Raw genomic sequence first — 13,242 nt, forward strand, 5'->3', positions numbered from 1 at the left:
GAATCGGGGGGACTCCATGGGCATGTCAGTCGAGGCTTCACACGGCACCGGAAGACGCGCGGCGCGACACGTCGCGGTCGTGAGCGGAAGTGCCGAATAAATTGTCGTACAACGAGAATCCGATCCGGTCGATGCTCGATCCGCTGCTCGATCCCGCGGTGCCGGAGCGGGTCGACGCCCTGACGAACTGGCACACCAGCCTGGTTGCACGGCTCGACGGCAGCTTCGATCCGGACTATGCCAGCGTGTTCGAGAACTTCCACAGCATGGAGCACGACGCCATCTACCGGGACGTCCAGAGAATGGACCCGGGTGCGATGAGGAGCCTGGCGGAGAGCTGGCGCGCGATCGCGACCGACATGAGCATCGGCTTCATCTTCGGAACCCAGATGATCTGCAACAAGATTGCCGAGGGATGGGACGGCGAGGCGGCACAGCAGGCCGTGGCGGCGACCCGCTCCTTCGCGACGTCGGCCGAACAACTGGTCGCCGCCCTGCTGGCGGTGTCGACGAAGCTGGCTGCGGCATCGGAGATCGCCACCGCCGTCCGAACCAATGTGCAACCACCGCCGATACGGATCCCGATGCCGTCGGGTGTGGTGGTGCCACAGGACACGGCGGAGTTCGCGCGGGCGGCGGAGGCTGCACGCACCGAGGCCGTGCGCGTCATGGAGTCGCTCTACGTCCCGCACTACCGCGAATCCGGCACGGCGGTCCCGATCCTGCCGTCCCCGCACGAGGCGACGGCAGGATCGGGACCGCTCGGACCGAGCCCAGCGGAGCGCCCCGCGGATAGTGCGAACGGCCGAGGTGGCGGTTCCGGGCCCGCGGGAGCCGGCAGCGACGGCCGACCGGTCACGGACACCGCGTCCCCCGACGCCCCAGCCCCCGACGCCCCAGCCCCAGACGCCCCTGCCCCAGACCGTCACGCGGCACCGGGCGACCCGACGACGGGTGCTGCCGAGCCCTCGACGACCGTCCCGGCCGCGACGACGGCGGCCGGCGCGACCACGACCCCGGAGCGCTCCCCTGGGGGATTCCCGGGCGGAACCGGCGGAGCGACGTCGGGGGGCGGTGGCGCGGGAGGCGCCGGCGCGGGGACCGGCGCCGGCGCTCCGGGACTCGGCGGACCCGGTCCCGTCGGCGGCGTGCCGATGGCGAACGGAACGACCGGTTCGGCGACGTCGGGTCCCGGCGCGCGCGCCGGCTCCGGCCGCGCGGGCGGCATGTACCCGGGCATGCTGGGCGCCCCCGCACGCCCGGCACGGGACGACGACGCCGCCCGCACGGTGCCCAGCTACCTCGTGGGCATCGACAACGGGAACGAGCTGATCGGTCCGATGCCGCTCACCGCGCCGCCGGTACTGGGGGTCGATCCGGCATGACGTGGCGGCTCACACCCGACCGGTTCCTCGCGCTGTGGACCGCGACAGGACTCGACGAGGTCCCGTTTCCCCTGCGCTACCGCTCGACCGCGCTGTGGGAGGACGAACACGCCGCGAACGTGGAGGCGGCCCACCGGTGGCGGCGCATGAATCCCGACGAGCAGCTCGCGGCGGCGATGGCGACGATGCGGCACGCGGAGGTCACCGTCGAGGCGTACGGGCAGACCTCGGCCGACTCCGAGCTGCGGCTGCGGGGCTGCATCAGGCACGACTCCGCGGTCCTGGTGCGACAGGAACCGGGGCGTGCCGGCGACTTCGTCGTCACGACCACGTCGGCGTACACCTTGGCGGACGCCGTCGTGCAGTGTCTGCCCGACGCACCCGCAGGCACGGCGCCGGCGCTGTCCGCGCCCACCGCGGAGGTGGCGGAGTTCTCGACCCCGACGCAGGTACTGCGGACCGCGCAGGCGCCGCCCGCAGTCCGATTGCGACGGCTGCTGACCGATCCCCGGTCCGGGACGGGCAACCTGCGGGTACTGTCCTCACCGGACGGTCTGACCTTCACGCCGGTCACCGATCTCGGTTGGTTCGACGTCGTCGGGGACGGCCGGTACCTGTTCCGGACGGGCCGCCACACCCACGTCTGTCCCGCGTCGCCGGAGCTGCTGCGCGACGAGCTGGCCCGCGCCGTCGACGGGGCTCGCGAGAAGCGCGGTCGGGTCGGCGATACCGGTTTACGCTGGGTTCATGGTTGAACGGGATCGAACCGTCGACGGTAGGCCGCAGAATGCCCGTCCGCGCGACGCGCTGGGGCGTCCTCTCCCCTACGGCGAGGAGGGTGTCGAGCGGGTCCCGGAGGACCTGGACCTCGAGCCCGACGAGGCGATCACCGAGGCCCAGCGGCTGCTCGACCACGGCCATCCGTTTCATGCGCACGAGGTGCTGGAGAGCACGTGGAAATCGGCGCCGGTCGAGGAGCGGCCCCTGTGGCAGGGGCTGGCGCAGCTCGCCGTGGGGCTGACGCATCTGCTGCGGGACAATCCGGCGGGTGCGGCGTCGTTGTTGCGGCAGGGGGAGGCGCGGATCCGGCACTACGAGGACGAGCCGCCGCACGGGCTGGACATCGACGGTCTGGCGGCGTGGGCCGAGCACCTGCTGACCGAGATCGAACGCGGCGAGCCGATTCCGGAACCGCCGATTCCCCGGCTGCGGCTGCCCTGATGCCCGTGCTCCCGATGTTCCCGCTGGGAACCGTGCTGCTGCCGGGCGACGCGCTTCCGCTCCATGTGTTCGAGCCGCGCTACCGCCGCCTGGTCCGGGACTGCCTCGCAGATCCGGACGGGCCACGATTCGGCGTCGTGCTCATCGAGCGAGGGCACGAGGTGGGGGGCGGGGAGACCCGCCACGACGTCGGCACGATCGCGCGGATCGTGATGGACACCGAACTCGACGACGGTCGATACGTCCTGGAGTGCATCGGGGAAGAGCGGATCCGGGTGAAGAACTGGCTTCCGGACGACCCGTACCCGCGCGCGGAGGTCGAGCCGTGGCCGGACACGGTTTCCGGCCCGGTGGATTTCGCCGAACTGAGCGTGGGGCTCGGCCGGATCTACGGTCTGCTCGACCGGCTGTCGAACGGTCGGATCGAACCGCCGAGCATCACCGAACTGCCCGACGAGCCGGGCGCGCGGCTGTTCGCACTGGCGCGGTTCGTTCCGATCGGCGAGGCGGACCGATTGCAGGTGCTCACGGCGCCCGGACCCGCCGAACGATCGGCGGTGGTGACCGAATGCGTCTCGAACGCAGTCCAGCTCGCCCAGTGGCGCCTCGACAGCATGTGAGATCGACCGATCCCGCGGACCGCGCAGAACCCCGTTCTCCCACGTCCCGGCGGCCGTTGCTCGTTCGGCGGTCCCGGTTCTCCACACCCTCGGGGCGCGGAAAACCCTGTGGACCAGATCAACTGGTATGGTTCCGCTGTCGACAAGGGGGGTCGAGAAATGTCGAAGTGGGGCGTCGTCGTCTTCGAGCTGGGCAAAGTGGTGTTGTGGTGCGTGGGGGGCGCGCTCGCCATCGGCGGGATATCGGCAGCAGGGAGCCTGCTGGCGCCGGATGTTCCGGATGCGGCGCCGGAGTGGGCCCCACCGGTCACGACGTCACGTGCCGAGTCACCTACTGCCACAACACCACGACGTGAACTGCCACCGGGATTCCCAACGATGGAGCGGGCTCCGAAACTGCCCGACGTTCCCGAGGGCGCACCGCAACCGGTACCGACGAAGTTCGGGCTCACGTACACCACGCCACCCGGCTGGTTCGGGGGAGAGTCCATTATGGGGTGGAACGGCCGTGGCGGTGAAATGATGGTGATCGGTTCGGCATCCTCCTTCGGGAATGGGTACTGCGCCGCGGAAGACACGTCCACGCTGGCGTCCGTGGGTATCACGGGGCGGCCCGCCGGTGACCTGCTGACCGTGGCTGCTCACGAGGTTCGAGCAGTCGAGTGGATGTACTCCGGCCGGGAACAGTCGCCGACGGTCGAGTATTCGGCCCCGGTCCATTTCGACATCGACGGAAATCCGGCGGTCCGGATCACGGCGCGTGTAGCCGACATCCCGCACATCCACGAATGTGCCCCGCCGGCAGCACGGTGGGACTTCGTGGCCACCACCGGCCTGGCCTCAGCGGAGGTCGCGGTCTTCGTCGTGCAGGCGGATCGCGGTGTGGCCGGCCAGCTCGACGACGATTCCATCGACGGCCTCGTCGAGTCGCTGAGGAGGTCGTGATGTCCGAGACATACGAGAGGTTCAGCGCCACCGCGAATCAGATCGCCGGCGCTGCCGTCGCTGCGCAGGAGATCGGCAACGATGTGTTGTGGGCCAACCGGTACCTCGCCGTCCACGGTGAGCCGGCCGGCACACTGGACGGTGCACTGTTGCGGACGATCCAGGACGGGTTCCGGGCAGTTCTGCCGTCGGCACAGTCTCGATACTTCGTCCTTGCCGATCTCTGCCTGAAGACCGGCATCGAATTGAACCGCTGCGCGTGGATCTACTACGACACGGAGGAACGCAACTACGAACGGCTCAATGCCAACCTCCTCTTTCCGGAGTCGATCGACGCATACGATCCGGAGACACCGGCCGCCGGCCCGGCGCGACCGTACCCCGATCCCGTCCGGACCGGGGTTGCGGGCAGGACCGAACTCCCTCACCCCGAAGCCCCCGACGAGGACGTCCGTGAGATCGTCGCGGAGGCGGCCGGCTGGCTCGGCGACGTCGACAAGACAATCGAGATGCTGACCGAGTGGAGCCCGATCGCCCAGGTGATCGAACCGCTGGACGGAAACTGGAACGAACTGCGGCGACTCGGCAACGCGTACCGCATCGCCGGGGAGGCGGTGGAGGCCGGCGGGGAGAATCTCGACGCCGTGGTGCGAGCTCTGGATCCCCACTGGAACGGGCAGGCTGCCCGGGCGTTCACGGACTACGCCGGCCGGATCGTCGACGCGCTCCGGTGGGAGGGACCGGTCGGACGCGTGGTCGAGGAGACGTGCAACCTGGTTGCGGAGAAGATCCGGGAAGCGATCGTCACCGCGGTTCGGTCGCTGAAGGAGATGCTCGAGGAAGAGGTGGCGTTCGACGACGGGATGCAGACGCTGAAGTTCGCGCTGAAGAAGGTCCCGTTCGCCGGCACGGCCGTACAGATCCTCACCCTCGCCAGGATCGTTCGGGACACGATCGCATTCGTCGACGACGTCGTGACGCGGATCCGCGCGCTCACGGACGCACTGAGGGCGTTCCTCGATGCTCTGGCGTCGCCGGCGAACGCCCTGCAGGAGCAGGTCGATCACACGCTGGCGCCGTTGACCGAGGCGTACGAGCGCACCGAGCACCGGGCGGCGGTGGCCGTCGATCTCGCCGGCGTCGCAGACGTCCGCGGCCCCGTGAACAAGCCCTCCGAACCGTACTCGGTCGGCGAGAACCCCTGGGCGGACGCGCCGTGAGGGACGTGCCCTCGCACCTCGACGGTCCACTGGACCGCATCCACCGAGCCGTGACCGACCTCGACACCGCCGTGATCCGCGCACAGCGGTTCGCCGGCGCGAACCGGTGCATTCAGGTCGACGATGCGGTGATGGAACAACTCGCGGCGAGCAGCGACGCCTCTCCCGCACTGCGGCAGTACGCGTCGAGAGTTGCTGCCGGACAGTGCCGCTGGTCCGAGATCGAGGCGGTGGCACATCCGGTTCCACCGGAGGTCGCCGAACTGAAGGCGAATCCGCGGTTCCGGTGGTTCCCGGCCTCGCCGCGTACCACGCCTGCGGCCGGGCAGGACCAGGAGCCGTACCGGATCCCCTGGCAGTCGTAACGCCCCCAGCGGTGTGCCCTTTGGGCTGCCAGGGCAACCCAAAGGACACACCGGCCGCGTCAGCGGCCGATGAGGGCCAGGCGCTCGATTTCGCTGAAGTCGGTGCCGGCCGCCACCGGCCGGACTGCGACACCGCTCGCGGCCGTGGGGTGAAGCTGCCGCGGGGCGCTCCTCGTCCGAGCGGACCGGGAGCGCCTCGCCGTCAGCACCGGGCGCGGCGCTCCCGCTCCGACAGCCCGCCCCACACCCCGTGCCGCTCGCGGCCGAGCATCGCGTGGGTCCGGCACTCCGTCAGCACCGGGCAGCTCGCGCAGATCCGTTTCGCAGCTGCCTCCCGCCGTCGCCGCACGACCGGTTCCTCGCCGTCCGGGGCGAAGAAGTAGAACTCGCCGAGGGAGCGGCAACTGCCGCGGAACTGCCACCCGAACCCGGACCGGGTGCGGGTGGCGGTCATCCGACGATCACCACGATCAGGGTTCGTGGCCCGTGCACGCCCTCGACCCGCTCGAGTTCGATGTCGGACGTCGCGGAGGGGCCGCTGATCATGGTGGTGGGGCGTTCCGGCACCAGCCGCATCAGCGCCTCGGGCACCCCGACTTCGACGTCGGCGAGGGGCACGACGCACACGTGCAGGTCCGGCACGAGGGTCAGCGCGCGCCGGCCCTGGTCGGGGCCGCCGTCGAGGAAGATGGTGCCCGTCTCGGCACACGTGACCGCGGAGGCGGTGACGACGCCGTCGAGGTCGCCGAGGTCCGGGGCGGGGATCTCGGACGAGTCCACCACCACGTCGCCGTCGAACCGTGCGAGCCACGACCGGTCCAATCCCGCGGGGACCCCCACGCGGCGCACGCCGTGCTCGGTCAGCACCCGTGCGAGCACGTCGGGAAGGTCGGCCGGCGCGCACTCGTGCACGTGCGCCTTGTAGTCGACGAGCCGGTCCACGAGCAGTTCCCGCCGCTGTGCGTCCGGCAGGGTGCGCCCGGTGCGGTACTCGCGGGGTACCTGCACCGGTACCGGTGGGGCAAGTGTCCGGGCGTCGCGGATCCGGCCGAGGATCACGTCGCGGGTGCTCACTGCTGCCGTCCCTTCTCGCGCGCCTGTGCCAGCGCGGCACGTCCCTCGTCGGAGTTCCACCATTGCCGGAAGGTCTGTCTCGGCGGCGCCGGGATGTCGCGGGCTTCCGTCCAGCCGGCGAGCGGACGCGGCAGCGAGGTGATCTTCCCCTTCTTCCCGGCGAGGAGCCGGCCGAGTCCGGCCGCCTTCTGCGCGGTCGTCCAGCGACGCGACGACGACATCGCCAGTGATGCCGCCTTCATCGCGGCCGCCTCGATCCCGAACGACGCGTGCTCGACCTTCTGGTGCCGCAGTTCGACGAGCAGCGAGGGGATGTCGATCTTGACGGGGCATGCGTCGTAGCACGCCCCGCACAGGCTCGAGGCGAAGGGCAGGGTCGCGTTCGGATCCCCCGGGGCATCCATGCCGGCGAGTTGTGGGCTGAGCACGGCGCCGATCGGGCCGGGGTACGTCGAGCCGTAGGCGTGGCCGCCGGTGCGCTCGTACACCGGGCACACATTCAGGCACGCCGAACATCGGATGCAGTGCAGCGCTTCGCGTCCCATTTCGTCGGCGAGCGCCGCGGTGCGTCCGTTGTCGAGCAGCACGAGATGGAACTCCTGCGGACCGTCGCCGGGGGTGACGCCGGTCCACATCGACGTGTACGGGTTCATCCGCTCGCCCGTGGACGAGCGCGGCAGCAACTGCAGGAACACCTCGAGATCCCGGTAGGTGGGCAGCAGCTTCTCGATGCCCATCACGGTGATCAGGGTCTGCGGCAGCGTCAGGCACATGCGACCGTTGCCCTCGGATTCGACGACCGCGAGCGTGCCGGTGTCGGCGATTCCGAAGTTCGCGCCCGACACCGCGACCGGCACGGTCATGAACTTGTGACGCAGGAACTTCCGCGCCGCAGCCGCGAGATGCCGGGGATTGTCGTCCAGATCGGGGTCGACGCCCGGCATCTCGCGCAGGAAGATTTCACGGATCTCGGCCCGGTTGCGGTGGATGGCGGGAACGAGGATGTGCGAGGGCTTGTCGTGGCCCAGTTGGACGATCAGCTCGGCGAGGTCGGTCTCGTAGGCCGTGATGCCCTGCTCCTCGAGGTGCTCGTTGAGCCCGATCTCCTGGGTGGCCATCGATTTGACCTTGATGACCTCGTCGGAGCCCGTCGCGCGGATCAGGTCGGTGACGATGGCATCGGCCTCGGCGGCGTCGGCCGCCCAGTGCACGACGCCGCCACGGGCGGTCACCGCGGCCTCGAACTGGGTGAGCAGCTCCGGGAGCCGGTTCAGCACGTCGGTCTTGACGGCGGCACCAGCGTCGCGCAACTGCTCCCAGTCGGGCAGCTCGCCGGTCACGCTCAGGCGCTTGGCCCGGATGGTGTGGGTGGCCTTGCCGATGTTGCGGCGCAGCTGGGTGTTTGCCAGTTCCTGGTGCGCCGCGGCGGGAAACGCCGCGACACCCCGCAGATTTCCGGAGCCGCGCGGTGGGACGGGCGGCATGCCGAGAGCGGTCACGCGGGCACCTCCTTGGGAGAGACGGCCGGTTCTACCGAGGCGAGGATCTCGGCGAGGTGGATGGTGCGGGTTCCGGTGCGCAGACGTGACAGTCCGCCGCCGATGTGCATGAGGCACGACGAGTCGCCGGCGCTGCAGTATTCGGCACCGGTTGCGGTGATGTTGCACAGTTTGTCCGCGAGCATCGCGGTGGAGGTCTCGGCGTTCTTGAGCGCGAAGGTGCCGCCGAATCCGCAGCAGGAGTCGGCCTCCGGCAGCTCCACGAGGTCGATCTCGCGGACGGCGCGCAGCAGCTGCAGCGGCTTGTCCCCCACGCGCAGCATGCGCAGCGAATGGCAGGTGGGATGGTAGGTCACGCGGTGCGGGAAGTAGGCCCCGACGTCGGTGACCCCGAGGACGTCGACGAGGAACTCGGACAGCTCGTACGTCTTGGCCTTCACCTCGTCGACGCGGCTGCACAGCGCCGGCGAACCGTAGCGACCGGCGACGATCTCGTGCTGGTGCCGCACGGACCCGACGCAGGATCCGGAGGGTGCGACGACCGCGTCGATGCCGTTGTCGCCGAAGGCGTCGGCGTAGTTCTCGACGAGTGGCAACGCGTCGGGCTGGTAGCCGGTGTTGACGTGCATCTGGCCGCAGCAGGTCTGGCCGTCGGGGAAGACGACGTCGTGGCCGAGCCGCGCGAGGAGGAGGGCGGTGGCCGAGACGGCGCCGGGGAACATCGTGTCCCCGAGGCACGTCGCGAACAGGGCGATTCGCATGTGGATCTCCGCATCGGGTCTATGTGGTCAGACCACAGTAACCCATGGTCGGTGCCCTGCGTCACCCCCTGTCCGGATTTTCTGCGAATTCCCTCCGGTTCTGGATTGTGACCGAGGTCATGGTGTACGGTCCTGTGGTCTGACCACAGATCCCGTCGCGGTCCGCGACGCAAACCTGGAGTTTCATGTGGAAACCGAACTGCTCGCGGTGACGTACACACCGTCGACCACCGCCGTCGCCGGCAACCTCACCGCGACGGCCCTGCTGGGCCTGGTCCCCCTCCTGACCTTCTTCGTGCTCCTCGCCGGCCTCAAACTCAAGGCCTGGTACTCCGGGCTCGGCGCGCTCGCCGTGGCCCTCGTCGTCGCCGTCGTCGGCTTCGGGATGCCGGCGCCGCTGGCCGGACTGTCCGCCCTGCAGGGCTTCACGTTCGGCCTGTTCCCGGTCATGTGGATCGTCGTCACCGCGATCTGGTTCTACGAACTCACCGTCGTCAGTGGACGTTTCGAAGACCTGCGGCACGTGTTCAACTCCGTCGGTCACGGCGACATGCGCATCCAGGCGATGCTCATCGCCTTCTGCTTCGGCGGAATGCTCGAGGCGCTCGCCGGTTTCGGGGCACCGGTCGCGATCACCGGCGCGATGCTCATCGCGATCGGCATGCCCCCGATCCGCGCCGCCGTCACCGTACTCGTCGCGAACACCGCACCGGTCGCGTTCGGCGCCATGGCAATTCCGATCACCACCGCCGGAAACCTCACCGGTATCCCGGCGACCGAGATCGCCGCCGTCGTCGGCCGGCAGACACCGGTGCTCGCCTGGTTCGTGCCGATCCTGTTGCTGCTGCTGGTCGACGGCCGGCGCGGCGTCCGCCAGGTGTGGCCGATCGCGCTGGTCACCGGCTTCGCGTTCGCGATCGCGCAGTACTGGTGCTCGAGCCACTTCTCGTACGAGCTCACGGACGTCGTCGCCTCCCTCGTCGGCCTCGCCGCGGCCGTGGTCATGCTGCGGTTCTGGCGTCCGAGCACCCCCGACGACCAGCACTCGCACGTCACCGCGGAACCGATCGGTGCCGCACGCACGGCGATGGCGCTGTTCCCGTACCTGCTCGTCATCGTCGTGTTCGGCATCGCCAAGCTGTGGACGCTCGGCGTGGACGTGCCGAAGTGGCTGGCGGGCACCGATATCAAGGTCGAATGGCCGGGCCTGTACGGGAATCTGCTCACCGCGAGCGGAGATCCTTCGACGGGCGCGATCTACACGCTGCCGTGGCTGTCGAATCCCGGTACCCTCCTGCTGTTCTCGGGCATCGTCGTCGGCCTCGTGTACACGGTGTTCAGCGGCGGCGGCCGGTTCCCGATGACCGTGCGCCTGACCCTCAGCACCTTCCCCGGGACACTGTGGAAGATGCGGCTTTCCGTCGCCACCGTGGCCACGGTGCTCGGCCTGGCCTACGTGATGAACCATTCCGGGCAGACCGTCGCCATCGGCACGTGGCTCGCCGGAACCGGCGCGATCTTCGCGTTGCTGTCGCCGATCCTGGGCTGGCTGGGCACCGCGGTGACCGGCTCGGAAACCTCGGCGAACGCGTTGTTCGCGCGGCTGCAGCAGACCGCGGGGCAGGCCGCGGGCATCGATCCGACGCTGCTGGTCGCGGCGAACACCTCGGGCGGTGTCGTGGGCAAGCTCATCAGCCCGCAGAACCTCACCATCGCGGCGACCGCTGTCGGCCGGCCGGGCAGCGAGCCGCTGCTGCTGCGCAAGGTCGTCGGCTACAGCGTCGGCATGCTGGCCCTGCTGTGCGTGCTGGTCTACCTCCAGTCGACGCCGGTGCTGTCGTGGATGCTGCCGTGAGCCGTCCCCCGGGCGGACGCGGCACGGGATCTCCTCTGCCGCACCCGGAACGTCGCGCCCGGCCGCCGAGCGTCCGGCCCGTCCGGCGACCGGCATAGGCTCACACCATGCCGCACTCCGAGCCCCGCGCATGGGAGACCGTGTTGAACCACCTCGAGCAGCAACTGGTCTCGGGACAACTCGCGCCCGGCCAGCGGTTGCCCGGGGAGCGCGTCCTGGCCGCCGATCTCGGCGTGGGCCGCTCGTCGGTGCGGGAGGCCCTGCGCGTCATGGAGGCGCTCGGGTTGCTCAGCGCACAGACCGGATCCGGGCCGACGGCGGGCGCGATGATCGTCTCGCGCCCCACCGGGGGCATGTCGATGCTCATGCGCATGCAGGTGGCGGCGCAGAGCTTCCCGGTGGCGGACGTGGTCCGGACCCGGCTCGTCCTCGAGACGGAGGTGATGCGCGCCCTGGCCGAGAGTGATCCGGCGCCCGACCTTGCCCACGCGGAGCAACTGCTCGACGCGATGGACGACGCCGGGCTCGCGGCCCACGAGTTCCTGGTGCTCGACGCCCGGTTCCACATCGCGATGGCGGACGCAGCCGGGAACCAGGTGATCGCGGCGATGATGACCGGACTGCGCGACTCCATCGAGAGCTACGTGCTCGCCGGCGCTCCGCTGGGTACCTGGCCCACCACGTGTGCCCGGCTGCGGTGCGAGCACCGGGGACTGCTCGAGGCGGTCCGCGCCGGCGACGCCGACCTCGCCCGTTCCCGCATCGTCGATCACATTCGCGGCTACTACGCGGAGAGCCTCGGGCGTGACCACACCCGTCCGGACGACCCCGGAACGGAGCACTCTCCGCCTCGTGTATAGTCGGTGATGCAACGCGGGGTGGAGCAGCTCGGTAGCTCGCTGGGCTCATAACCCAGAGGTCGCAGGTTCAAATCCTGTCCCCGCTACCACCGCCGGCCCGGACTCTCACGAGTCCGGGCCGGTTTCGTCGTATCGGCCTCGTCCGGCTCGCCTCGCGCTCGTCCCGGCCTCGTCGAGCGAAGGCATCGTCCGTCTCGATAGTGGTGGCGACCGATACATTCGCTCTGCCCGGGCGGCGCGGACGGGTAGATTCCGGCTGTGAACGGATCTGTCGGGCGACCGCGGAGAGTGCCATGAGCGAGGACGGGCCGGCCCCGCTGCCGGCACACCGCAAACGCAACGGACCCCGGGCTCCACAGTGGCTTCGCCCGGCGATCCTGTACGTCCTCCTTGCCGTCGCCGCCTACCAGCTGTCCGGTTGGCTGTTCCACAACCTGCGCGGCTTCCTCGGATTGCTGTTTCTCGCATGGTTGCTGAGCATCACGCTCGAGCCCGTCGTCGACTGGCTCGAGCGTCACGGGCTGCGCCGGGGAGCGGCCACCGGGTTGGTGCTGTTCGGACTGCTGGCGTTCGCCGTCGGATTCGTCGCACTGTTCGGGACGTTGCTCGCCGAACAGTTGGGCCAGTTGCTGAAAGCCTTACCGGACGCGCTGACCGCAGTCACCGAATGGGCCAATCGTGTCTTCGACACGAACTTCACCACGGGTCCGGAACTGCTGCGACTGACCCCCGAGACGGTCCGCGAGCTGGTCCAGCGGTTCACCCCCGGCGTGCTGGGGGTGGTGTCGTCGGTGGTGGGCGTGGTCTTCCAGGCCATGACGATGCTGCTGTTCGTGTTCTACATGTCGGCCGAGGGCCCGGCGATGCGCCGCACGATCTCGAGCTGGTTCCCGGCCCGGCAGCAACTAGTCATCTCGACCGTGTGGGAGATTTCCGTCGAGAAGGCCGGTGGCTACGTCGTCTCCCGCCTCATCCTCGGTGCGGTCAGCGCCGTGGGCACCGGCATCTTCCTCATGATCATCGGTGTGCCGTACTGGCTGCCGCTCGCGTTGTGGACCGGGATCGTCTCGCAGTTCGTGCCCACCCTCGGGACGTACCTGGCGATCGCGCTGCCCGCGATCATCGCCGCGGCCAACCAGCCGATCGACGGGTTGTGGGTGGTGCTGTTCGGCACGGCCTACCAGCAGGTCGAGAACTACGTCCTGCACCCGCGCATCACGTCGAAGACCGTGTCGATCCATCCGGCCGTCGCGTTCGGGTCGGTGATCGTCGGGGCGTCGCTGTTCGGTGCGATCGGCGCGCTGGTGTCGGTCCCGGTCGTCGCCGTCCTCCAGGCTCTCGTGGAAACGTACGGCCGGCGCTACGAGCTCGTCATCGACACCGGCGACACGGACGCCGCCGCCGTGCCCGGCCCCGAACCGGGCGACGGCTGAGCGG

14 protein-coding genes and 1 tRNA gene are annotated in these 13,242 nt (G+C 69.7%); 11 read left to right on the forward strand and 4 right to left on the reverse strand.

Features of this window, described 5'->3' with window-relative positions; genetic code table 11:
- The first annotated feature begins 89 nt into the window (after positions 1-89).
- From RR3_RS03320 to RR3_RS03350, 7 genes are all read left to right on the forward strand, one after another.
- On the forward strand, positions 90-1,385 hold the full coding sequence (locus tag RR3_RS03320) for a WXG100 family type VII secretion target (RefSeq protein WP_234420134.1): 1,296 nt from the start codon (positions 90-92) through the stop codon (positions 1,383-1,385).
- Positions 1,382-2,140 carry an ESX secretion-associated protein EspG gene (locus tag RR3_RS03325; RefSeq protein ID WP_010595712.1) on the forward strand — a complete coding sequence of 253 codons (759 nt, stop codon included), beginning with the start codon at positions 1,382-1,384 and terminating at the stop codon, positions 2,138-2,140. Before RR3_RS03320 ends, RR3_RS03325 begins: the two co-directional genes overlap by 4 nt.
- Complete coding sequence (locus RR3_RS03330; RefSeq protein WP_010595713.1) at positions 2,133-2,606, forward strand: DUF309 domain-containing protein; 474 nt, start codon at positions 2,133-2,135, stop codon at positions 2,604-2,606. The genes RR3_RS03325 and RR3_RS03330 overlap by 8 nt, the downstream gene beginning before the upstream one ends.
- Positions 2,606-3,226 (forward strand): LON peptidase substrate-binding domain-containing protein, encoded by a 621-nt coding sequence (locus RR3_RS03335; protein WP_064065626.1) that lies wholly within the window; start codon positions 2,606-2,608, stop codon positions 3,224-3,226. The genes RR3_RS03330 and RR3_RS03335 overlap by 1 nt, the downstream gene beginning before the upstream one ends.
- A gap of 108 nt (positions 3,227-3,334) precedes the next feature.
- On the forward strand, positions 3,335-4,171 hold the full coding sequence (locus RR3_RS25100) for a DUF8017 domain-containing protein (protein WP_225222978.1): 837 nt from the start codon (positions 3,335-3,337) through the stop codon (positions 4,169-4,171).
- Positions 4,171-5,391, forward strand: coding sequence for a hypothetical protein (locus tag RR3_RS03345; protein ID WP_010595716.1), 1,221 nt, complete (start codon positions 4,171-4,173; stop codon positions 5,389-5,391). Before RR3_RS25100 ends, RR3_RS03345 begins: the two co-directional genes overlap by 1 nt.
- Entirely contained in the window at positions 5,388-5,756 is a 369-nt protein-coding gene (locus RR3_RS03350; RefSeq protein WP_010595717.1) for a hypothetical protein, read from the forward strand. The genes RR3_RS03345 and RR3_RS03350 overlap by 4 nt, the downstream gene beginning before the upstream one ends.
- A 202-nt stretch (positions 5,757-5,958) precedes the next feature.
- On the opposite strand, the gene RR3_RS03355 is transcribed toward RR3_RS03350, so the two are convergent.
- From RR3_RS03355 to RR3_RS03370, 4 genes are read right to left on the reverse strand one after another with little or no spacing between them, the layout of a single operon-like run.
- Positions 5,959-6,210: a WhiB family transcriptional regulator gene (locus tag RR3_RS03355; RefSeq protein ID WP_010595718.1), complete on the reverse strand. Its 252-nt coding sequence runs from the start codon at positions 6,208-6,210 to the stop codon at positions 5,959-5,961.
- The gene (locus RR3_RS03360) at positions 6,207-6,830 is read right to left on the reverse strand and encodes a LutC/YkgG family protein (RefSeq protein WP_010595719.1); all 624 of its coding nucleotides are present in this window, start codon (positions 6,828-6,830) and stop codon (positions 6,207-6,209) included. The genes RR3_RS03355 and RR3_RS03360 overlap by 4 nt, the downstream gene beginning before the upstream one ends.
- Positions 6,827-8,329, reverse strand: a complete 1,503-nt coding sequence (locus RR3_RS03365; protein WP_017679743.1) for a LutB/LldF family L-lactate oxidation iron-sulfur protein — start codon at positions 8,327-8,329, stop codon at positions 6,827-6,829. Before RR3_RS03365 ends, RR3_RS03360 begins: the two co-directional genes overlap by 4 nt.
- Complete coding sequence (locus tag RR3_RS03370; RefSeq protein ID WP_017679744.1) at positions 8,326-9,090, reverse strand: (Fe-S)-binding protein; 765 nt, start codon at positions 9,088-9,090, stop codon at positions 8,326-8,328. The genes RR3_RS03365 and RR3_RS03370 overlap by 4 nt, the downstream gene beginning before the upstream one ends.
- A 187-nt stretch (positions 9,091-9,277) precedes the next feature.
- On the opposite strand from RR3_RS03370, the gene RR3_RS03375 reads away from it, so the two are divergent.
- The 4 genes from RR3_RS03375 (at position 9,278) to RR3_RS03390 (ending at position 13,238) form a co-directional block, all read left to right on the forward strand.
- Entirely contained in the window at positions 9,278-10,945 is a 1,668-nt protein-coding gene (locus RR3_RS03375; protein WP_064065625.1) for an L-lactate permease, read from the forward strand.
- A 107-nt stretch (positions 10,946-11,052) separates the two neighbouring features.
- Positions 11,053-11,805 (forward strand): FadR/GntR family transcriptional regulator, encoded by a 753-nt coding sequence (locus tag RR3_RS03380; RefSeq protein ID WP_017679745.1) that lies wholly within the window; start codon positions 11,053-11,055, stop codon positions 11,803-11,805.
- Between the two features lie 12 nt (positions 11,806-11,817).
- A tRNA-Met gene (locus tag RR3_RS03385) sits at positions 11,818-11,894 on the forward strand.
- 204 nt (positions 11,895-12,098) lie between these two features.
- Positions 12,099-13,238, forward strand: coding sequence for an AI-2E family transporter (locus RR3_RS03390; protein ID WP_017679746.1), 1,140 nt, complete (start codon positions 12,099-12,101; stop codon positions 13,236-13,238).
- Positions 13,239-13,242 lie beyond the last annotated feature (4 nt).

It is taken from the genome of Rhodococcus ruber NBRC 15591 (assembly GCF_001894945.1).
Lineage (GTDB): Bacteria > Actinomycetota > Actinomycetes > Mycobacteriales > Mycobacteriaceae > Rhodococcus > Rhodococcus ruber.